Genomic DNA, 20,773 nt, shown 5'->3' on the forward strand with positions numbered 1-20,773 from the left:
AATCCCTTTTCGCAGCCTGAAGGCCTTTATGATACGTTTCGCAGTAATTGGCACAAACTGGATCACCCGCCAGTTTGTCGATGCCGCCCATGAAACCGGCAAGTATAAGTTAACCGCGGTCTATTCTCGTAGCCTTGAGCAGGCACAGACCTTCGCCAACGATTACCCCGTCGAGCATCTGTTTACTTCGCTGGAAGCGATGGCGCAAAGCGAGGCGATCGACGCCGTCTACATCGCCAGTCCAAACTCCCTGCACTTCCCGCAGACCGAGCTGTTTTTGCGGCACAAAAAGCATGTTATTTGCGAAAAGCCACTGGCCTCCAACCTGGCGCAAGCCGAAGCCGCTATCGCCTGCGCGCGTGAAAACCAGGTCGTGCTGTTTGAAGCGTTTAAAACCGCCAGCCTGCCTAACTTCCTGCTGTTACAGCAATCGCTCCCAAAAGTTGGAAAAATCAGGAAGGCATTTATCAATTACTGCCAGTACTCCTCGCGTTACCAGCGCTATCTGGATGGTGAGAATCCGAACACGTTTAATCCGGCGTTCTCCAATGGCTCGATTATGGATATCGGTTTTTACTGCCTGGCCTCGGCGGTTGCGCTGTGGGGCGAACCACAGAGCGTTCAGGCCAGCGCCAGCCTGCTGGAAAGCGGCGTGGATGCCCACGGTGTGGTGGTGCTGAATTACGGTGATTTCAGCGTTACGCTCCAGCACTCAAAAGTAAGCGACTCGGTATTAGCCAGTGAAATTCAGGGTGAGTCGGGATCGCTGGTCATCGAGCATATTTCCGAATGCCAAAAGGTGTGCTTCGTTCCACGCGGGGGGAAAACGCAGGATCTGACGACGCCTCAACACATCAATACTATGCTGTATGAGGCAGAGGCTTTTGCCCATTTGGTTGAATCCGGCGAAGTGGATCACCCGGCACTGGCCGTCAGCCGTATCACCGCTAGACTGCAAACGGAGATTCGCCGCCAGACCGGCGTGGTTTTCCCGGCAGACGAAACGGTAACCTCGCTGACTGCGTAAAAGTGTGTAAATGGAATGTTGCAGGCCATTGACTGAATGCATGGCCTGTAATATTTTGTAACCCGCAAAGGGGAGTAACTTCGTTGTCGGTTGATCGTCATTACGATGTGTGAAAAACCACATCCGGTCACCGGGCGATAACAAAGGAATACGCCATCGTATTCCTTTGTTGTTGTAAGTGAGACCTTGCCGAATGGCAAGGTCTATGCATAAAAAGCAGCGGCTAACGTCATTCGGCGTTGGCCGTTTTTTTTATGCATGGGGAAATACAATGAATACTGTCGGCACACCGTTGTTATGGGGTGGCTTCGCTGTCGTAGTGGTAATTATGCTGGCCATCGACCTGCTGTTGCAGGGTCGTCGTGGCGCACATACGATGTCGATGAAACAGGCTGCGGCCTGGTCAATCGTCTGGGTAACGCTGTCGCTACTGTTTAACGCCGCCTTCTGGTGGTACCTGGCGGAAACCCAGGGCCGCGCCGTTGCCGACCCACAGGCACTGGCGTTCCTGACCGGCTATCTGATCGAAAAATCGCTGGCAGTAGATAACGTCTTTGTCTGGTTGATGCTCTTCAGCTACTTCTCAGTGCCGCCTGCGTTGCAGCGCCGGGTATTGGTGTATGGCGTGCTGGGAGCAATTGTTCTGCGTACGATCATGATCTTCGCCGGCAGCTGGCTTATCACCCAGTTTGAGTGGTTGCTGTACGTGTTCGGCGCGTTCCTGCTGTTTACCGGCGTGAAGATGGCTCTGGCGAAAGAAGATGCCTCCGGTATCGGCGACAGACCGTTAGTACGCTGGCTGCGCGGCCATTTACGCATGACCGATACCATCGAAGATGAAAAATTCTTCGTGCGTAAAAACGGTCTGCTGTTTGTCACGCCGCTGATGTTGGTGTTGATTCTGGTTGAGCTGAGCGACGTGATTTTCGCCGTCGACAGTATTCCGGCTATCTTTGCGGTTACCACCGACCCGTTCATCGTGTTGACCTCGAACCTGTTTGCTATTTTGGGGCTGCGTGCGATGTACTTCCTGCTGGCGGGCGTGGCAGAGCGTTTCTCCATGCTGAAGTACGGCTTGTCGGTCATTCTGGTGTTTATCGGTATTAAGATGCTGATCGTCGATTTCTACCATATCCCGATCGCTATCTCGTTAGGCGTGGTATTTGGCATTCTGTTTGTGACGCTGATTGTTAACGCATGGGTCAACTACCAGCACGATAAAAAGCAGCAAATACAGTAAGTTTCATCTGCTAGCTGAAAAGCCCGGCAGCACACTGCGTGCGTCGGGCTTTTTGTTTATCATGTCAAAACAATGTTAATTCAAAGTTATAAAATATGATCTCAGCGGGGAATCCAGGATATTTCTCTTCCCGAAGCTTTATCTTTCCTTATACTCAACCACGCAAACACTTTGTTACATCCAGAAAGATGCGTCGTAAGAGCGCACGATGGATGAGTAACAACACAATGAAAGGATCACGACATGACTACGCAACGTTCATCGGGGCTACTCTCGCGTTTGGCGCAAGGGAGCCTGGTTAAACAAATTTTGATTGGCCTGGTACTGGGGATTTTACTCGCACTGGTGTCAAAACCTGCGGCAGAAGCCGTTGGTTTACTGGGTACGCTGTTCGTCGGCGCATTAAAAGCCGTCGCGCCAATTCTGGTTCTGATGCTGGTCATGGCCTCTATCGCCAACCACCAACACGGGCAAAAAACCAATATCCGCCCCATTCTGTTCCTTTACCTGCTCGGAACATTTTCAGCGGCATTAGCCGCCGTTGTCTTCAGCTTCGCCTTCCCGTCGACACTGCACCTTTCCAGCAGCGCTGGCGATATCGTGCCGCCGTCCGGCATCGTTGAAGTAATGCGTAGCCTGCTGATGAGCATGGTTTCTAACCCAGTTGATGCCCTGCTTAACGCTAACTATATTGGTATTCTGGTCTGGGCCGTCGGTCTGGGTTTTGCACTGCGCCACGGTAATGAAACGACCAAAAATCTGGTCAATGATATGTCCAACGCCGTCACCTTTATGGTAAAGCTTGTGATTCGTTTCGCGCCAATCGGTATCTTTGGTCTGGTCTCATCCACGCTGGCAACCACCGGTTTTGCAACGCTTTGGGGCTACGCCCAACTGCTGACCGTACTGGTAGGCTGTATGCTGCTGGTGGCGTTTGTGGTCAACCCACTGCTGGTCTTCTGGAAAATTCGCCGTAACCCGTATCCGCTGGTGCTGGCCTGTCTGCGCGAAAGCGGCGTGTACGCTTTCTTTACCCGCAGCTCCGCCGCCAACATTCCGGTGAATATGGCGCTATGTGAGAAGCTGAATCTGGATCGTGATACCTACTCGGTATCTATCCCGCTGGGCGCCACCATCAATATGGCGGGTGCGGCGATCACCATTACCGTGCTGACGCTGGCGGCGGTGAATACGCTGGGTATTCCGGTCGATTTACCGACGGCGCTGTTACTGAGCGTGGTGGCTTCGCTTTGCGCCTGTGGCGCATCTGGCGTGGCGGGTGGATCTCTGCTGCTGATCCCACTGGCGTGTAATATGTTCGGTATCCCGAATGATATCGCCATGCAGGTAGTTGCCGTCGGCTTTATCATCGGCGTATTGCAGGATTCCTGTGAAACGGCGCTGAACTCTTCTACAGATGTCTTGTTTACCGCGGCCGCCTGCCAGGCTGAAGACGAGCGTCTGGCAAATAACGCTCTGCGCGGCTAATCCCTGCGCCCCTCCGTCATTGGGCGGAGGGGCCCTTTTCTTGTACGCTTTTTTCAATTTTGAACGGATCAATTCCGCGTTTTTGCATCCGCCGGAAGCGAATAATGTTCAGGCCATTCATCACCAGAAAACTCCCTTCGATCATCGTCCCGCCAATCGATCCCAGCCAGAAATTATGGATAACCCAACAGGCGGTTGCGCACCACATTACGCAACGCACGGTTAACCCTTGGCAGCGAAACAGCGCCCAGGTGCTGGCCAGCGTGCCAATTATCGGTAACAGCTCCATCGCATGCTGTAATTTCGCCAGACCGAGAACCAGGGTGAGGATAATAAAAACGGCCATCACCCACAGTTTGCGGGTATGCATTGAGACAAGTGTGCGGATGGTGTTTAGTTCTGCGCTCATTCCCGCGGGCCAGGCGCCCATCAGAAAAAAATGCACGCCAATGGTGGCGCTATAGACAGCAAGTTGCAGCCGGAAGCGGCGCTCATCGCGATTGAAAAAGGTGGTAATGCCGATCAGAAAGGCGATGACACCTACGCCCTGGGCCAGCCAATACGCGGTCATGAATGATCCTTGTCAGGTAATGCAAAAACAAACGGCGCTCCATATTATGAAACGCCGTTTTTAGATTCCACCATAAACAAACTTACCCAAAAGATTTTGTGCTACAGCAAGGTGGCAAGTTCGCACATCCCCGAGAGCTTACATGAGTAAGTGACCGGGGTGGGCGAACGCAGCCAACACAGCTGTGGTGCAAAAGATGAAGGGTAATTACAACGTTACGCCGCTTTTAAAGATAGCCAGTTCCCGGAAATCGTTGCGCTCGTTGCAGGTTTGCTTACCGTTGGCGAACTCAACGATCGTATCGACAAACTCGCTCAGCAGTTGAGGCATCGCTTTACCGTGGATCAACTGTCCAGCGTCAAAATCGATCCAGTGCTTTTTCTTCGCTGCCAGCTCGCTGTTGGTGGCAATTTTCACCGTCGGTACAAAACCACCGTACGGCGTACCGCGACCTGTACTGAACAGCACCATATGACAGCCCGCGCCCGCCAGGGTACTGGTGGCGACGGCATCGTTGCCCGGTGCGCTCAGCAGGTTCAGGCCATGCGTCTTCAGACGTTCGCCGTAGCGCAGTACGTCCACCACCTGACTGGAGCCTGCTTTTTGCGTACAGCCCAGCGATTTATCTTCCAGCGTGGTGATACCGCCCGCTTTGTTGCCCGGCGATGGGTTCTCGTAGATCGGTTGGTCGTGGGCAATGAAGTACTGCTTGAAGTCATTAACCATGGTGACCAGCTTGCCGAACGTTTCTTCATCGCGGCAGTGGTCCATCAGCAGCTGCTCGGCGCCGAACATTTCCGGTACTTCGGTCAGCACGGTAGTTCCGCCGTTAGCAATCACGTAGTCGGAGAAACGGCCCAGCATCGGGTTGGCGGTAATACCGGAGAGGCCGTCAGAGCCGCCGCATTCCAGACCAAACTTCAGCTCGCCCAGCTTACCCGGTTCACGCTTATCGTTACGCATCACGTTGTACAGCTGGTGAAGATGTTCAATCCCCGCTTCCACTTCGTCTTCCTGATGTTGGCAGACCATGAAGTGAACGCGCTCAGGATCGTACTCGCCTAAGGTTTCGCGGAAGGCATCCACCTGATTGTTTTCACAGCCCAGGCCAACCACCAGCACCGCACCCGCATTCGGGTGACGCACCATGTTTTGCAGCATGGTGCGAGTATTAATGTGGTCGTCGCCGAGCTGTGAACAGCCGTAGGTGTGGCTGAAGAGATGCACGCCGTCGATTCCTTCGGCGTCGTTAGTCTCTTTCAGAAAACGGTTCTGCATCTGGCGCGCCATGGCGTTAACGCAGCCTACCGTTGGCAGGATCCACAGTTCGTTACGCACCCCAACGTCACCGTTCGCGCGGCGATAAATCTGCACATCGCGATCCGCCGGTTGTGCAACTTCCGCCTGAAAATCAGGTTGGTAGCGATACGTATCCAGGTCGCTCAGATTGGTACGCGTGTTGTGAGCATGAATATGCTCACCCGCCGCAACATCCACCAGCGTATGGCCAATTGGCAAACCGTATTTAATGACGTTTTCGCCTTTCGCAATATCGCATAAGGCGAATTTATGGCCACGAGAGACCGCCTGGCGCAGGATTACCGCCTGCCCATCAACGGTGACTTCGTTTCCTTCAGCCAAATCAGCAAGCGCAACCGCGACGTTATCCAGCGCATGGATCTTGATGTATTGCATACCTTCACCCAGGCCTTAGTTCAGTTCAATGGCGAAATAATCGCGCGCATTGTTGAAGCAAATATTTCTGACCATTTCACCCAGCAGCTGGATATCTGCCGGTGCTTCACCTGCAGCAACCCAACGGCCAATCATCTGGCAAAGAATACGACGGAAGTATTCGTGACGGGTGTATGACAGGAAGCTACGGCTATCGGTCAGCATGCCGACGAAACGGCTCAGCAGGCCGAGCTGGGCCAGCTGCGTCATCTGACGTTCCATCCCGTCTTTCTGATCGTTGAACCACCAGCCGGAACCGAACTGCATTTTGCCCGGCATACCTTCGCCCTGGAAGTTACCGATCATAGTGCCCAGCACTTCGTTATCACGCGGGTTCAGACAGTACAGAATGGTTTTCGGCAGCAGGTTTTGCTCGTTCTGCTTGCTCAGCAGTTTGGACAGTTCTTCCACCATCGGACGATCATTGATGGAGTCGAAGCCGACGTCCGCGCCGAGCAGTTTGAACTGACGCTGGTTGTTATTACGCAGCGCGCCGATGTGGTATTGCTGTACCCATTCGCGACGGGCGTATTCAGCGCCGAGGAACACCAGAACGGCGGTTTTGAACTGCGCCACTTCATGTTCACTCAGGGTTTCACCCGCCAGGCGACGCGCCAGAATGCTATCCAGTTCAGATTCGTTAGATTCGGCAAACAGCACCACGTCCAGCGCGTGGTCAGAGACTTTACAGCCGTGCGCTGCGAAGTGATCAAGACGTTTGGTCAGTGCAGCTTGCAGGTCGCTGAAGCGGCGGATATCCGTGTCAGACACTTCACCGAGCTTCGCCATGTAGTCATTAAAGGTCGCCAGCTCAATGTTAAAGGCTTTATCCGGACGCCAGCTCGGCAGCACTTTCACATCAAAGCTTCCGTCTTTAGCAACGGCCGCATGGTGCTCCAGAGAGTCGATCGGATCATCGGTAGTGCCGACCATTTTCACATTCATCTGCTGCATGATTCCGCGCGCAGAGAATTTATCCTGCGCCAGCAGCTCGTTGCACTGGTTCCAGATTTCGTCAGCAGTTGCCGGAGACAGCAGCTTACCTGTAATACCAAACGGACGACGTAATTCGAGGTGGGTCCAGTGGTACAGCGGGTTACCGATAGTGTGCGGAACCGTGGCGGCCCATGCGTCAAACTTCTCGCGATCGGACGCATCGCCGGTACACAAGCGCTCAGCGACGCCATTGGTACGCATCGCACGCCATTTGTAGTGATCACCCTTCAGCCAGATGTCATACAGGTTATTAAAACGGTAGTTTTCAGCGATTTGTTGCGGTGGTAAATGGCAGTGGTAATCGAAAATCGGCTGGTCTTTGGCGTAATCATGGTACAGACGGCGGGCAAATTCGGTGTCCAGCAGGAAATCTTCAGTCATAAACGGGGTCATTATCGTCTTCCTCTCAACGAGTGCGTCAGATTGCTTATGTTTTGATGTTGACAAAGTTATCACACCAATTTCTATACGCTGAAGATATTTTCGTGAGTTAGATCAACAAATGGTGACAAAAAAATTACTCTCAAAGAGGTAAATCACGCGTCAAGCCGCGCCAGTTCTGGCTTTGCTGAATCGAAATAATGACCACACGAAGATTCACACTTTTGTGATGGCACTCACCTTTTAAAGCTGTATGACAAGTTATCTTTTGGCCGTCGCGATACATAAGCCGACGGAATGCAAATTACCGATGGATATCCATCGGATTGACCGGTACGGAAACCGAATTAGCACAATTATTGACATGGCAAAGTTCGGGGAGTACCGGCTTTTTTTTCGGTCCCCCCTCGTAAAAGAACATCCTCCGCCCTGAACTGGAAGATGACCGCTCGTTCGCGGACATAACAAAACGATGAGGTTTTACATGCGTAAAATTAAAGGGTTACGTTGGTACATGATTGCACTGGTGACACTTGGCACCGTGCTGGGTTACCTGACACGTAACACTGTGGCGGCAGCTGCGCCAACTCTGATGGAAGAGTTACACATCTCCACTCAACAGTATTCCTATATCATCGCAGCGTATTCTGCTGCTTACACCGTAATGCAACCCGTTGCCGGCTACGTGCTCGATGTGCTCGGCACAAAAGTGGGTTACGCGATGTTCGCCGTTCTGTGGGCCGTCTTCTGTGGCGCGACCGCACTGGCTGGCAGTTGGGGTGGACTGGCACTGGCGCGTGGTGCGGTAGGTGCCGCTGAAGCCGCAATGATCCCTGCGGGTCTGAAAGCCAGTTCTGAATGGTTCCCGGCAAAAGAGCGTTCAATTGCCGTAGGTTACTTTAACGTCGGCTCTTCTATCGGCGCGATGATTGCTCCACCGCTGGTGGTCTGGGCCATCGTCATGCACAGCTGGCAAATGGCATTCATTATTTCCGGTGCGCTGAGCTTCATCTGGGCGATGTGCTGGCTTGTGTTCTACAAACACCCGCGCGACCAGAAAAAACTGTCTGATGAAGAACGTGATTACATTCTGAATGGTCAGGAATCACAGCATAAAAACGCGACCTCGAAAAAAATGTCGCTCGGTCAGATCTTGCGTAACCGCCAGTTCTGGGGCATCGCGCTGCCTCGTTTCCTGGCAGAGCCGGCCTGGGGGACCTTCAACGCCTGGATCCCGCTGTTCATGTTTAAAGTCTACGGCTTTAACCTGAAAGAAATTGCGATGTTTGCCTGGATGCCGATGCTGTTTGCTGACCTGGGCTGTATCGTTGGGGGTTACTTACCGCCGCTGTTCCAGCGCTGGTTCGGCGTTAACCTGATCGTTTCACGTAAAATGGTCGTCACCATGGGTGCATTGCTGATGATTGGCCCAGGGATGATTGGTCTGTTCACCAGCCCATACATTGCTATCGCCCTGCTGTGCGTCGGTGGCTTTGCTCACCAGGCGCTGTCCGGTGCGCTGATTACACTCTCTTCTGACGTGTTTGGTCGTAATGAAGTGGCAACGGCGAACGGTCTGACCGGTATGTCCGCCTGGCTTGCAAGTACGCTGTTTGCGCTGGTGGTCGGTGCACTGGCTGACACCATCGGCTTTAGCCCACTGTTTGCCGTACTGGCGGTATTCGACCTGCTCGGCGCGTTAGTCATCTGGACGGTATTGCAGAACAAATCGGCCAGCGAGGTAGAGTCAACGTCGCAAACTGGCGATCCCGCTGCGCAAAGTTAACCGGACAAGATTAAACAAGGTTTTGTCATGCTAAGCCGCCAGTTATCTGGCGGCTTTTTTGACGTCGCGAGTGGAGCCGTAATCGTAAAAGTGGTATAACAAATAGAGTCTGCCGTATCATGCCTGGAGCGCATATGGAAATCACTGAACCACGACGTTTGTACCAACAACTTGCCGCTGATCTGAAAGAACGCATTGAGCAGGGCGTCTATCTGGTGGGTGAAAAACTCCCCGCTGAGCGCTTTATCGCCGATGAAAAAAATGTCAGCCGTACCGTGGTTCGTGAAGCGATTATCATGCTCGAAGTTGAGGGCTATGTAGAAGTGCGCAAAGGTTCTGGCATTCATGTCATTTCGAACCAGGCCCGTCACCAGCAGGCCACCGACGAATCGCTTGAATTCGCCAATTATGGTCCTTTCGAGCTACTTCAGGCTCGTCAGTTGATTGAAAGCAATATCGCTGAATTTGCTGCTACGCAGGTTACCAAGCAAGACATCATGAAACTGATGGACATTCAAGAGCATGCGCGGAATGAAAAATGCTTCCGCGATTCCGAATGGGATCTGCAGTTTCATATTCAGGTCGCGCTAGCCACGCAGAACTCTGCGCTGGCCGCCATCGTAGAAAAAATGTGGACCCAGCGTAGCCACAACCCGTACTGGAAAAAACTGCACGAGCATATCGACGCACGTACCGTCGATAACTGGTGTGATGACCATGATCAAATTCTCAAAGCACTGATCCGTAAAGATCCGAACGCGGCAAAACTGGCGATGTGGCAGCACCTGGAGAATACCAAAATCATGTTGTTCAACGAGACCAGCGATGATTTTGAGTTCAATGCCGATCGTTATCTTTTTGCAGAAAATCCGGTCGTTCATCTCGATACGGCGGTTAACAGCGCTAAATAAGCAATCTTTTCGATGCAGGCGCGACAAAGCGCCTGTTTCTCCTGCTTGGTAAGCATTAGGTATAAAGTGTCAGCCTGTGTAAATCCTCTCGCCTCCCTCCATTGCGATAAGCAAAATCACAGTTCAACAACCGTAATTTCTATAACGGACAACGTTGACCTTTGTTACAATTAGATGCTATTTGAATTTTTGTGTTTGAGAGCTTGCTTACTTCACAACTTTACAGGGAATAGTTCAGGCCGTGAATTTGTGTCAGACCGCGATCCATGTAAAAAACACCAATAAAATTGCGGCGTTACAAACTCCAGAAAACCGGCATGACGACAACCGATTCTCCAGGAATATTGAATGGAACTACTGACTCAATTACTGAATGCTTTATGGGCTCAGGATTTTGAAACGCTGGCCAATCCTTCCATGATTGGCATGCTCTATTTCGTACTATTTACCATTTTGTTTCTGGAAAACGGACTGCTGCCAGCGGCCTTTTTACCTGGCGACAGTCTACTGGTGCTGGTCGGCGTACTTATCGCCAAAGGCGCGATGGGTTTCCCGCAAACGGTACTGCTGCTCACTACCGCAGCCAGCCTGGGTTGCTGGCTTAGCTATATCCAGGGGCGATGGCTGGGGAATACCCGCACAGTACAAAACTGGCTATCTCATCTGCCCGCGCATTACCATCAGCGCGCGCATCATCTGTTCCATAAGCATGGCTTGTCTGCGCTGCTGGTCGGTCGCTTCATCGCGTTTGTCAGAACATTACTGCCGACCATCGCAGGATTGTCCGGCCTGAACAATGCGCGCTTTCAGTTCTTCAACTGGATGAGTGGACTGCTTTGGGTTTTGATTCTCACAACGCTTGGTTATCTGCTGGGCAAAACGCCGGTGTTTCTCAAATATGAAGATCAGCTAATGTCTTGTCTGATGCTGCTTCCTGTGGTGTTACTGGTGTTTGGTCTGGCAGGTTCACTGGTTGTTCTTTGGAAGAAGAAATACGGGAACCGAGGGTAAATTATGCTGAAATCATGCATAACGCTCCGACGACTTGCCTGGTCCACCACTTTTATGTTGTTCATTGGCGCGTTGCTCCTGACCTGGTCTGTCATTCGCCAGCAGGAATCAACGCTTGCCATTCGTGCCGTAAACCAGGGAGCCAGCATGCCTGATGGCTTCTCTATCTGGCATCACCTGGATGCCAACGGCATTCGTTTTAAAAGCATCACTCCGCAAAATGACGCACTGCTGATTACCTTTGATTCCAGCGCGCAGAGCGCAGCCGCAAAGGTCGTACTTGATCGAACGTTACCGCACGGTTTCGTTATCGCTCAGCAGGATGATGATAACCAGGCGGTGCAGTGGTTATCCCGCTTACGTGATACTCCACACCGCTTTGGTTAATTTCCAGGAATCTGAATTAGATCACTCACTTTGGTGATTTCACCGTTTAGCGCCTATGATTAATAAACTGGGCTTATGACCCAACGTTTTATTATTCTGGAGCATCGACCCTAAACGACGAGGTCGAATCACAATGGAAGGTTCAAGAATGAAATACCGCATCGCTTTGGCAATTAGCCTTTTCGCTCTAAGTGCCGGCAGCTACGCCAACACCCTCTGTCAGGAAAAAGAACAAGACATTCAGCGGGAGATTAGCTATGCCGAAAAACACAATAATCAGAGCCGCATCAATGGGCTGAACAAAGCGCTGAGCGAAGTCAGGGCAAACTGTACTGACAGCAAACTGCGCGCCAACCATCAGAAAAAAATCGCCGAGCAGAAAAATGAGATTGCCGAGCGTCAACGTGACTTAGCCGAAGCTAAGCAAAAAGGCGATGCGGATAAGGTCGCAAAGCGCGAACACAAGCTTGCTGAAGCTCAGAAAGAGCTAAAAGAACTCGAAACCCGCGATTACTAAGTACGGTAACTAGCCACTCAACTGGAGAAAACTATGTCGAAAGATAATGCTACGGAAAACCTGCGCGCTGAGCTGAAATCTCTTGCGGATACGCTTGAAGAAGTACTTAGCTCTTCTGGCGATAAGTCGAAGGAAGAGATGAGTAAAATTCGCAGCAAAGCCGAACATGCGCTGCGCGAGAGCCGCCATCGTCTGAGTGAAACCAGCGATGTGATTGCCAAACAGACCCGTGAGGCCGCGGCTAAAGCCGATAACTACGTGCGCGAAAACCCATGGACAGGCGTCGGCATTGGCGCTGCAGTCGGTGTGGTGCTTGGTGTACTGCTGTCGCGCCGTTAACAATGGCTGATTCTCAACACGCACAAGGTCCAGGCAAAGGCGTACTGGGTATTGGACAGCGGATCCTGACGATTCTCGTTGAGATCGTAGAGACGCGGCTGCGGCTGGCCGTCGTTGAGCTGGAAGAGGAAAAAGCCAACCTCATCCAGATCCTGCTGATGCTTGGGCTGACTATGCTGTTCGCGGCGTTTGGCCTGATGAGCCTGATGGTACTTATCATCTGGGCCATTGACCCTCAATACCGCCTGAATGCCATGATTGCCACCACCGTAGTGCTGTTGCTGTTAGCGCTGATTGGCGGGATATGGACGCTGCGTAAAGCGCGTAAAACAACGCTGCTACGCCATACGCGCAATGAACTCGCGAACGACAGGCGGGCTCTGGAGGATGACGCATAATGAGCAGTAAAGTCGAACGTCAACAACGTAAGGCGCAACTGCTTGGACAGATCCAGCAGCAACGGCTGGATCTGTCTGCTACTCGCCGCGACTGGCTGGAAGCCACCGAGGTCTACGATCGTGGCTGGAAGACGCTGTTGAACCTGCGCGGCTGGGTGATAGTCGGGAGCAGTATTATGGCGGTTCGCACCATCCGTAACCCAAATCTGCTGGTCCGCTGGGCCAAACGCGGCTTTAGCGTCTGGAGCATCTGGCGTCTGGTGAAATCAACCATCAGACAGCAGCAACTGCGCGGCTAATCCCTTCCCTACCCCCAACCTCAAAATTTTTGAAAAATACTGACAGTTTTCCTTGCTAACAATTCTCATTAGCCACGTTTATTATTCTCTTCATCGACAGCAACGACGCGCTCAGCAGCGTCGTTGCACAAAAAAACACAATAAGCCGCCTGAGTGGTTTCCTGGAGAGTATGATGAAGAAATTAGAAGATGTTGGTGTACTGGTAGCGCGCATTCTGATGCCAATCCTGTTTATTACCGCAGGTTGGGGAAAAATCACCGGATATGCAGGTACCCAACAGTACATGGAAGCCATGGGCGTCCCTGGATTTATGCTGCCGCTGGTGATTCTGCTTGAGTTTGGCGGCGGTCTGGCAATTCTGTTCGGTTTCCTGACCCGTACTACCGCGCTGTTCACCGCAGGCTTCACGCTGCTGACGGCGTTCCTCTTCCACAGTAACTTTGCGGAAGGTGTGAACTCTCTGATGTTTATGAAAAACCTGACCATCGCAGGCGGCTTCCTGCTGCTGGCTATCACCGGTCCGGGCGCATTCAGTATTGACCGCGTACTGAATAAAAAGTGGTAAGCAAACTATACTGAACACATCAAAAAGCGAGGAGATATCTCCTCGCTTTTGCTATCTGAGGAGACGATAAAATGGGACAACTGATTGACGGCGTCTGGCATGACACCTGGTACGATACCAAATCAACCGGCGGGAAATTTCAACGTTCTGCATCGGCTTTCCGTAACTGGCTCACCGCAGATGGCGCGCCTGGCCAGACCGGTGAAGGTGGCTTTGCTGCCGAAAAAGACCGTTATCATCTGTACGTTTCTCTGGCCTGTCCGTGGGCGCATCGCACACTGATTTTGCGTAAACTTAAAGGGCTGGAACCGTTTATTTCCGTTTCCGTTGTGCATCCGTTAATGCTGGAAAACGGCTGGACCTTTGACGACAACTTCCCAGCGGCAACCGGCGATCCCCTGTATCAGCACGAATTTCTTTATCAGCTCTATTTACACGCCGATCCGCACTACAGCGGTCGGGTGACCGTTCCGGTACTGTGGGACAAAAAAAAACACACTATTGTCAGCAACGAATCTGCAGAAATCATCCGCATGTTTAACACTGCGTTTGATGCGCTGGGTGCGAAAGCCGGGGATTACTATCCACCTGCCCTGCAAAGCAAAATCGACGAGCTAAACGGCTGGATTTATGACAACGTCAATAACGGCGTGTATAAAGCGGGATTTGCCACCAGCCAGGAAGCCTACGACGATGCCGTGGAAAAAGTCTTTCAATCTCTGGCACGACTGGAGCAGATCCTGGGTCAGCATCGCTTCCTGACCGGTGACCAGCTAACTGAGGCCGATATTCGCCTGTGGACCACGCTGGTGCGCTTTGATCCGGTTTATGTCACCCACTTCAAGTGCGACAAACACCGCATCAGTGACTACCTGAATCTGTACGGTTTTCTGCGCGATATCTACCAGATGCCGGGCATTGCGGAGACCGTCAACTTTGACCATATCCGTCATCACTACTTCCGTAGCCACAAAACAATCAACCCGACCGGTATTATTTCAATCGGCCCGTGGCAGGATCTCAGCGAACCTCATGGGCGTGACGAGCGTTTCGCCTGATTTACACTGGCCTCCGTTTGGGTAATGCTGTTCAGTTAACGCCTCAGTTTCGAAAGGCATCAACATGTGCTGGCGGAGGTAATGAATATGCTATTTCAGGGAAAGGGTTCCGTTCACCTCATGTTCATCGTTTCTCTGAAGCACCGATTCCTGTGAACGTGTAAAGGGCGTTCTCCGCCACGCCCTTTACAATCCCGGCTCCCGGCAGGAAAATTGTTGCTGTGCAATACCCTCCGCTTATTCCTCCAGGCTACCGGGTCGGGCGCGAGGAAACGTCCCTGTAAAACGCGCCCTGAACCCGCATCCATGCGGGTTCTCCCGGCCTTACGGAAACACGTCGGCAATTTTCAGCCGGACCAGCCCACACCTGACCATCTGCGTTTTTTTGAATATATCTGAACAGCAAATCAGATTTAACTGGAAGTCAGAGCATTACAGCGATGACCCCGGTCCGGCTGAAAATCGATGAGGCGTTGACGGCTGACCGGGGCTGCCCGCAGGGATGCGGGCAGAGGGGACGGCCTGCATGGACGCAGGCTCGGCTCCGACCCGACAGGCAGACGGAATAAGACGAATACATCGCGCAGCGACGATTTTCCCGCCGGGAGCCTGGGTTGCAAGGGAGGCGGCGGTGAGCCTCCCTTGCCCGTTCACGGGTATAAAGATATCAGAGAAGCAACGCACATGAGGTGAACGGAACCCTGAGCAAGAATCACATGTTCACCATACATGCTTAACTGATCGGCATTGCCCGTTTGGAGGCCAAATAATTAACAACACAAATATTTACCAGCATTCCATTCGCAGCTATTCTTAATTTGATTGCTTTAAAAACAAGTAATTGAACGCAGAACGAGGCAAAAATGGATTGGTATTTAAACGTATTAAAGAATTACTTTGGTTTTGGTGGCCGCGCGCGTCGTAAAGAATACTGGATGTTTGTGCTGGTCAACATCATCTTCACGTTCGTGCTGGGCATTCTGGACAGAATGTTTGGCTGGGAGCGCGCCGGAGGAGAAGGCATATTAACGACGATTTACGGGGTTCTGGTCTTTATCCCGTGGTGGGCGGTACAGTTCCGGCGTTTACATGACACCGACCGTTCAGCCTGGTGGCTGCTGGTGCTATTGATCCCGATCGTCGGCTGGTTGGTCATCATCATTTTCAACTGTCAAAACGGCACTCCGGGGAGCAATCGCTTCGGCGCTGACCCCAAACAGCTGTCCTGACGTAGTACGTATAGATGCCTGAAGGCGTTAGCTTATCAGGCCTACAACATATCTCCGTCCTGTAGGCCGGATAAGGTGCAATTGCACCGCATCCGGCGTAACAGTCAGGCTATTTACCCGCAAACAGCTTGGGAATTTCTCGCAGACACCAGGATTTCGCCTCGCCCATGCTGTCACGACGCCAGGCCATAATAATATCTATCTCGCTTGTCGATTCCGGACTAACGACCCGCAGTCGACCAGCTGCAATATCCTCTTCCACCAGCGGGTACGGCATTGTCGCTACGCCCAATCCGGCCAGCAGCGCCTGACGTTTATCTTCTATCGTACTCACCGTCAGACGCGGCTGTTTATCCAGCAATTGAACCGTGAGTACCGGACGCTCACGGGCGGTATCCGCCACAGCGATCCCACGGTATTTCACGCGGGTGACTTCCGATAACGGTTCCGGCTCCTGGTGGATAGGATGATCCGGTGCCGCCACATACACGTTCATCAGCGAGTACAGCTTGCGCGAGTTGATTTCTGAGGATGAGCGAAAATGCATATCCGGCGCAATCACGATATCCGCCCGCCCCTGCTCAAGACGCTCCCACGCCCCGGCCAGAACTTCGGTAATGACGGAAAGCTGGGTATTGGCCTTCCCGGCCAGTCGGTCGATCAGCGGAAAAAACGCCGCCGTTGGCACCAGTGCTTCGGTAACGATAGTCAAATGCGTTTCCCATCCGCGAGCCAACGCTTCGGCATCGGTAGTCAGCTTATCCGCAGCTTCCAGCAGTACGCGCCCACGCTCCAGCAGCATACGCCCGACGTTAGTGAATTTTGTACGGTGGCCTGAACGGTCAAACAGTACCACGTCCAGCTCTTCCTCCAGCTTCTGCATGGTATAGCTAAGTGCGGAAGGCACGCGCCCCAGTTCGTCTGCTGCGGCGGCAAAGCTGCCGCGCCTGTCTATTGCGTCCATGACGCGTAACGCCTCAAGCGTTAAAGCCCTTTCTTTAGCCATCTCGTTCTCATTCAGGAAATTTGAACATACCAGGCAGAATATCTGGCTAACAATGCAGCGTCTAGCCATTTAACATAAAAGGAAGTAAAGAGAGGTCAAGAACTATGATTACTACCCGTACAGCCAAACAATGCGGGCAAGCAGACTACGGCTGGCTGCAGGCCCGTTATACCTTCTCCTTTGGACACTATTTTGATCCTAAACTGCTGGGTTATGCCTCGCTGCGTGTTCTGAACCAGGAAGTTCTGGCACCGGGGGCCTCTTTCCAGCCACGGACCTATCCGAAGGTGGATATCGTCAATCTGATCCTCGAAGGGGAAGCGGAGTACCGAGACAGCGAAGGCAACCATATCAAGGCCAAAGCAGGAGAAGTTTTACTGCTCGCGACACAGCCCGGGATTAGCTATAGCGAACACAATATCAGCAAAGACAAACCGTTAACGCGGATGCAGCTCTGGCTGGACGCCTGCCCGCAGCGTGAAAACGCCTGCGTACAGAAAGCCACGCTGGGTACCGGTAAGCATCAGCTGCTGGCCTCGCCGGACGGTGAACAAGGCAGCCTGCATCTGCGTCAACAGGTATGGGTGCACCACGTTGAACTGCAGCAAGGTGAATCGCTGAGTTTTCAGTTACATGGGCCACGCGCTTATTTACAGTCGATTCACGGCAGATTCCATGCGGTGACGGCTGGCGCCGAAAAAGAAGCGCTCACCTGTGGCGATGGGGCATTTATTCGTGACGAAACTAACATAACGTTAGTCGCCGATACCCCGCTGCGCGCTTTGCTGATAGATTTGCCCGTATAGTCAGGGAAAACAATGGAGTACGACTATTGAGCAAGAAATCATCAAAAAAACGCCAGCCGCAGGTTGAGCTGAAAAAACGGGAAACGGTTCCCTTCGGCTATGAAGAAATGCTGACAGAGCTGGAAGCGATTGTGGCCGATGCCGAGCTACGGCTGGAAGACGAAGAAGCCGCCTGAAAAGGCGGCTTAGACTTATGCCGGGTGGCGGCAACGCCTTACCCGACCTGGAGATTAATGCGCCTTACTGGCCATGATCTCAATGATCTGCTTGTCGGTTTCCTGCATCGACCGACACGCCAGCGCACACAGGTTAGCGATAGATTGTTCCACGTTATGCGCCACAATCCCTTCGTTTCCGGTTACGGCAGTATCATCCAGTGCCATCAGCACCGCTTTCCACGCCGCAGATGCGCTGGTTGAGACTTTCATCGCGCAGCTGTTTGAAGCGCCATCGCAAATCATTCCGCTCACGTCGCCAATCATGCTGCTGATCGCCATCGCGATGGTGTTGTAGCGGCCATCCACGATCCATGCCATCCCCGCTGCTGCGCCCATCCCCGCTGTGGTTGCTGCGCACAGCGCAGACAAACGCGGAAGCTGATGATGGATGTAGATAGCGCTCAGGTGAGACAACATTAGCGCACGTGCCAGTTTCTCCTCATCCGCGCCAAAGTGCTCGGCCACCACCATGACCGGAACAGTCGCGGTAATCCCCTGATTGCCGGATCCGGAGTTGCTCATGGCCGGCAGCGTCGCCCCGCCCATTCGCGCATCCGATGCCGCACTGGTGCGGATCAGAATAGAGGTGGAGAGATCGTTCGCCAGCAGGCCACGCGCGCACTGCTTCTCAAGCGTGGTTCCGATGTGCAAGCCCCAGTTACCGCGCAGCCCTTCCTGAGACAGCGCACCGTTCAGCTTTGCCGCATCAAGAATAAAGCGGATCGACTCAAACGGTACCGCGTTCACGAACGCCAGAATCTCTTCCAGCGATGTGTGAGACAATACCGCCAGCGGCGACTCCAGCTCCTCTTCCTGAGTATTCTGTTCTGTGGTGAACACTACACCCTTATTGGTCTCGATGTGGACGATGTTGGTATGACCGCCCACAATCGTCACGCACGCCCATCCTTCAGCGCTGTAAACCTTCGCGCGGGAAAAGAGGATATCCTCGCAAGGTTCCTGCAGCATCACCGCAACCTTGCCAGCGCTCAACATCGCTTTCGCATCAGCGATTGCTTGGGGCGACGCATCTTTCAGTACCTCTAAACCAGCACGGGCATTTCCCCCCAGCGCACCCAGCGCCGCCGCGACAGGTAACCCGACCATTCCGGTACCCGGCACGGTAACGCCCATGCCGTTTTTCATCAGGTTCGGTGAGACCCACGCATCGATACGTTCAACCGCGCCGTCCAGCTCAGAGGATGCGACCGCTGCCGCCAGCGCCAGAGAGATAGGTTCCGTACAACCCAGCGCAGGCTTAACCTCTTCCTGTACCGCGCGGATAAAACTATCCCATAATGGATTCAATGTAGTCTCAAACATAACAACAACCTTTGCTCAGATAACTCAGGAAAATGCCAGGAACGGAGAAACGCACAGCAGCAGGCCCGTGATAATAATCAGATACAGGGAAGCGCCTTTGTATTTGTGCAGTGAAGGAACTTTGTAGACCAGCCAGGCCGGGATCAGACAACCCACCATGCCGAAGATAGGACTACAAATAGAGGTGAAGCTCAGTACTGGCGCATTGAGCACAATTGCACTCCAGGCCAGCAGGATGGCAAAAATCATAATGCCGCGCTGAACCAGGGTTTCGTTGATTTTCTCGGCTGGCATTTTGCGGCGCAGCACGTTCATTACGATCCCCTGAGTCGCTTCACGGAAACCTAAGTAGACGCCGAAGAAAGCGGTCATAACGGCAAAGATGTTCAAAACTACGCTGACGATTTTCACCCAACCAGCACCCGCACCGCTGATAAACTGCGCGGCAATCGCCAGAGCGGAAATATTCTGCTCATAAGCTTTAACCGCTTCGTCATGGCCCATCGCCAACGTGAAGGAAACGGCGTAGAAAAAGACGGTCACGAACAGAATACCGAACGCGATATTCATCGCTCGCAGGGCTTTATGGCGCGCCACTTCAATGGATTTGTTGCGAGAACGATACGAGATAACCATCGGGCTTAATGTCTGAATAAACAGAATTGAGGTCAGCGTAAATGGCAACGTTATGATCGCGTTTTTGATCAGCAGCGCCATCGGCGGCAGTAAACCTACGTTATACAAATGCCACATCCCAACCATCGATACGCCAAGCGCTGCCACTACCAGCAGCTTGGTCAGCACCATGCCGGTGGAGATTTTAAACAGCAGTTTTTCCCCGCGTGACGAGATGGCCACCAGGATGCAAATCAGCACCAGGCCATAGAACGGGCTGTCGGACAGTAAACCTTCAGTAACGCCAAACGTGTGCAGATAAGAGGCGCTATCGTTGGTGATGGCGGTGGAATAGACAAACATCCAGATAACCAGCATCACAAAATACAACGCACCTAACAGGATGCCCCAGTTCTTACCCAGATAGCCGCTGATCACGCTCGGGTAGTCTTTACACTCTGGGGACTCAGCCAGCGTGTTGATAAACAGGCGCTGGAACAAATACATGGCTGGATAGCCGATGATAGAAGAGAGTAAGAACACCCACAGCCCCATCAATCCTACCTGGACGGGAAGAAAAACAATCCCCGCGCCAATTGCCATACCGATACTCATAATGACCCAGCCAGTGTCCATGCTGTCGAATTTAATGGCTTCACGCCATTCACTTTCGGTCATCCCCGCCCGACGCGCCGGAGCAGATGCGTCGAGTATTACGCTGTTATTCGTTGCCGTTTCCATAAAAATCTCGCTCAAAATGTAGGGTAAGGTTTTATTATTTTTCCGTTCCGCATCAATGCGATACGCGGTACGAGTCGTGCAGGCGAGTTCGTTAGAATGGAGAAATCATACGCCGAGGGTCAGAGA

At 52.6% G+C, this 20,773-nt stretch carries 22 protein-coding genes; 16 read left to right on the forward strand and 6 right to left on the reverse strand.

The features are described from left to right. The first annotated feature begins 28 nt into the window (after positions 1-28). The 3 genes from WN16_RS00145 (at position 29) to sstT (ending at position 3,755) form a co-directional block, all read left to right on the forward strand. The gene (locus WN16_RS00145) at positions 29-1,027 is read left to right on the forward strand and encodes a Gfo/Idh/MocA family oxidoreductase (RefSeq protein ID WP_044700947.1); all 999 of its coding nucleotides are present in this window, start codon (positions 29-31) and stop codon (positions 1,025-1,027) included. A gap of 271 nt (positions 1,028-1,298) precedes the next feature. After that, complete coding sequence (locus WN16_RS00150) at positions 1,299-2,267, forward strand: TerC family protein (RefSeq protein ID WP_044700964.1); 969 nt, start codon at positions 1,299-1,301, stop codon at positions 2,265-2,267. 243 nt (positions 2,268-2,510) lie between these two features. After that, positions 2,511-3,755 carry a serine/threonine transporter SstT gene (gene sstT / locus WN16_RS00155; RefSeq protein WP_003841490.1) on the forward strand — a complete coding sequence of 415 codons (1,245 nt, stop codon included), beginning with the start codon at positions 2,511-2,513 and terminating at the stop codon, positions 3,753-3,755. Between the two features lie 16 nt (positions 3,756-3,771). Here the strand turns inward: sstT and WN16_RS00160 are convergent, their stop codons facing one another. From WN16_RS00160 to uxaC, 3 genes are all read right to left on the reverse strand, one after another. Further along, positions 3,772-4,326 (reverse strand): YgjV family protein, encoded by a 555-nt coding sequence (locus tag WN16_RS00160; RefSeq protein WP_003846204.1) that lies wholly within the window; start codon positions 4,324-4,326, stop codon positions 3,772-3,774. 207 nt (positions 4,327-4,533) lie between these two features. Beyond that, the gene (locus WN16_RS00165) at positions 4,534-6,021 is read right to left on the reverse strand and encodes an altronate dehydratase family protein (protein WP_044700951.1); all 1,488 of its coding nucleotides are present in this window, start codon (positions 6,019-6,021) and stop codon (positions 4,534-4,536) included. A gap of 15 nt (positions 6,022-6,036) precedes the next feature. Further along, positions 6,037-7,449, reverse strand: coding sequence for a glucuronate isomerase (gene uxaC / locus WN16_RS00170; RefSeq protein ID WP_088169069.1), 1,413 nt, complete (start codon positions 7,447-7,449; stop codon positions 6,037-6,039). Positions 7,450-7,921: 472 nt separating this feature from the next. Between uxaC and WN16_RS00175 the strand changes: the two genes are divergently transcribed. From WN16_RS00175 to WN16_RS00235, 11 genes are all read left to right on the forward strand, one after another. Further along, the gene (locus tag WN16_RS00175; RefSeq protein WP_016151023.1) at positions 7,922-9,223 is read left to right on the forward strand and encodes an MFS transporter; all 1,302 of its coding nucleotides are present in this window, start codon (positions 7,922-7,924) and stop codon (positions 9,221-9,223) included. A gap of 134 nt (positions 9,224-9,357) precedes the next feature. After that, positions 9,358-10,134: a transcriptional regulator ExuR gene (gene exuR / locus WN16_RS00180; protein ID WP_003024817.1), complete on the forward strand. Its 777-nt coding sequence runs from the start codon at positions 9,358-9,360 to the stop codon at positions 10,132-10,134. 348 nt (positions 10,135-10,482) lie between these two features. After that, positions 10,483-11,145 carry a DedA family general envelope maintenance protein YqjA gene (gene yqjA / locus WN16_RS00185; protein WP_003024820.1) on the forward strand — a complete coding sequence of 221 codons (663 nt, stop codon included), beginning with the start codon at positions 10,483-10,485 and terminating at the stop codon, positions 11,143-11,145. Positions 11,146-11,163: 18 nt separating this feature from the next. After that, entirely contained in the window at positions 11,164-11,532 is a 369-nt protein-coding gene (gene mzrA, locus WN16_RS00190; RefSeq protein ID WP_162838710.1) for an EnvZ/OmpR regulon moderator MzrA, read from the forward strand. Positions 11,533-11,680: 148 nt separating this feature from the next. Further along, positions 11,681-12,049, forward strand: coding sequence for a DUF1090 domain-containing protein (locus WN16_RS00195; protein WP_003024825.1), 369 nt, complete (start codon positions 11,681-11,683; stop codon positions 12,047-12,049). A 33-nt stretch (positions 12,050-12,082) separates the two neighbouring features. Next, positions 12,083-12,388, forward strand: coding sequence for a YqjD family protein (locus tag WN16_RS00200; RefSeq protein ID WP_003024832.1), 306 nt, complete (start codon positions 12,083-12,085; stop codon positions 12,386-12,388). Between the two features lie 2 nt (positions 12,389-12,390). Further along, complete coding sequence (locus WN16_RS00205) at positions 12,391-12,786, forward strand: phage holin family protein (RefSeq protein ID WP_003024834.1); 396 nt, start codon at positions 12,391-12,393, stop codon at positions 12,784-12,786. Further along, positions 12,786-13,085: a YqjK-like family protein gene (locus WN16_RS00210; protein WP_044700955.1), complete on the forward strand. Its 300-nt coding sequence runs from the start codon at positions 12,786-12,788 to the stop codon at positions 13,083-13,085. The genes WN16_RS00205 and WN16_RS00210 overlap by 1 nt, the downstream gene beginning before the upstream one ends. Before the next feature lie 173 nt (positions 13,086-13,258). After that, entirely contained in the window at positions 13,259-13,651 is a 393-nt protein-coding gene (locus tag WN16_RS00215; RefSeq protein ID WP_003024847.1) for a DoxX family protein, read from the forward strand. A 71-nt stretch (positions 13,652-13,722) separates the two neighbouring features. Continuing rightward, on the forward strand, positions 13,723-14,709 hold the full coding sequence (locus tag WN16_RS00220; protein WP_044700956.1) for a glutathione S-transferase family protein: 987 nt from the start codon (positions 13,723-13,725) through the stop codon (positions 14,707-14,709). An 863-nt stretch (positions 14,710-15,572) separates the two neighbouring features. Then, complete coding sequence (locus WN16_RS00235; RefSeq protein WP_016151025.1) at positions 15,573-15,938, forward strand: DUF805 domain-containing protein; 366 nt, start codon at positions 15,573-15,575, stop codon at positions 15,936-15,938. A gap of 109 nt (positions 15,939-16,047) precedes the next feature. On the opposite strand, the gene yhaJ is transcribed toward WN16_RS00235, so the two are convergent. Next, positions 16,048-16,944 (reverse strand): DNA-binding transcriptional regulator YhaJ, encoded by an 897-nt coding sequence (gene yhaJ, locus WN16_RS00240; protein WP_003024855.1) that lies wholly within the window; start codon positions 16,942-16,944, stop codon positions 16,048-16,050. Positions 16,945-17,048: 104 nt separating this feature from the next. On the opposite strand from yhaJ, the gene WN16_RS00245 reads away from it, so the two are divergent. Beyond that, positions 17,049-17,750: a pirin family protein gene (locus tag WN16_RS00245; protein WP_044700960.1), complete on the forward strand. Its 702-nt coding sequence runs from the start codon at positions 17,049-17,051 to the stop codon at positions 17,748-17,750. Positions 17,751-17,776: 26 nt separating this feature from the next. Beyond that, the gene (locus tag WN16_RS00250; RefSeq protein WP_086504593.1) at positions 17,777-17,926 is read left to right on the forward strand and encodes a hypothetical protein; all 150 of its coding nucleotides are present in this window, start codon (positions 17,777-17,779) and stop codon (positions 17,924-17,926) included. 54 nt (positions 17,927-17,980) lie between these two features. Here the strand turns inward: WN16_RS00250 and WN16_RS00255 are convergent, their stop codons facing one another. Together WN16_RS00255 and WN16_RS00260 are read right to left on the reverse strand one after the other, a co-directional pair. Beyond that, positions 17,981-19,291: a serine dehydratase subunit alpha family protein gene (locus tag WN16_RS00255; protein ID WP_032937307.1), complete on the reverse strand. Its 1,311-nt coding sequence runs from the start codon at positions 19,289-19,291 to the stop codon at positions 17,981-17,983. A gap of 24 nt (positions 19,292-19,315) precedes the next feature. Beyond that, positions 19,316-20,647: an amino acid permease gene (locus WN16_RS00260; protein ID WP_016151027.1), complete on the reverse strand. Its 1,332-nt coding sequence runs from the start codon at positions 20,645-20,647 to the stop codon at positions 19,316-19,318. Between the last annotated feature and the right edge of the window lie 126 nt (positions 20,648-20,773).

It is taken from the genome of Citrobacter sp. ABFQG (assembly GCF_004322975.1).
Lineage (GTDB): Bacteria > Pseudomonadota > Gammaproteobacteria > Enterobacterales > Enterobacteriaceae > Citrobacter > Citrobacter freundii.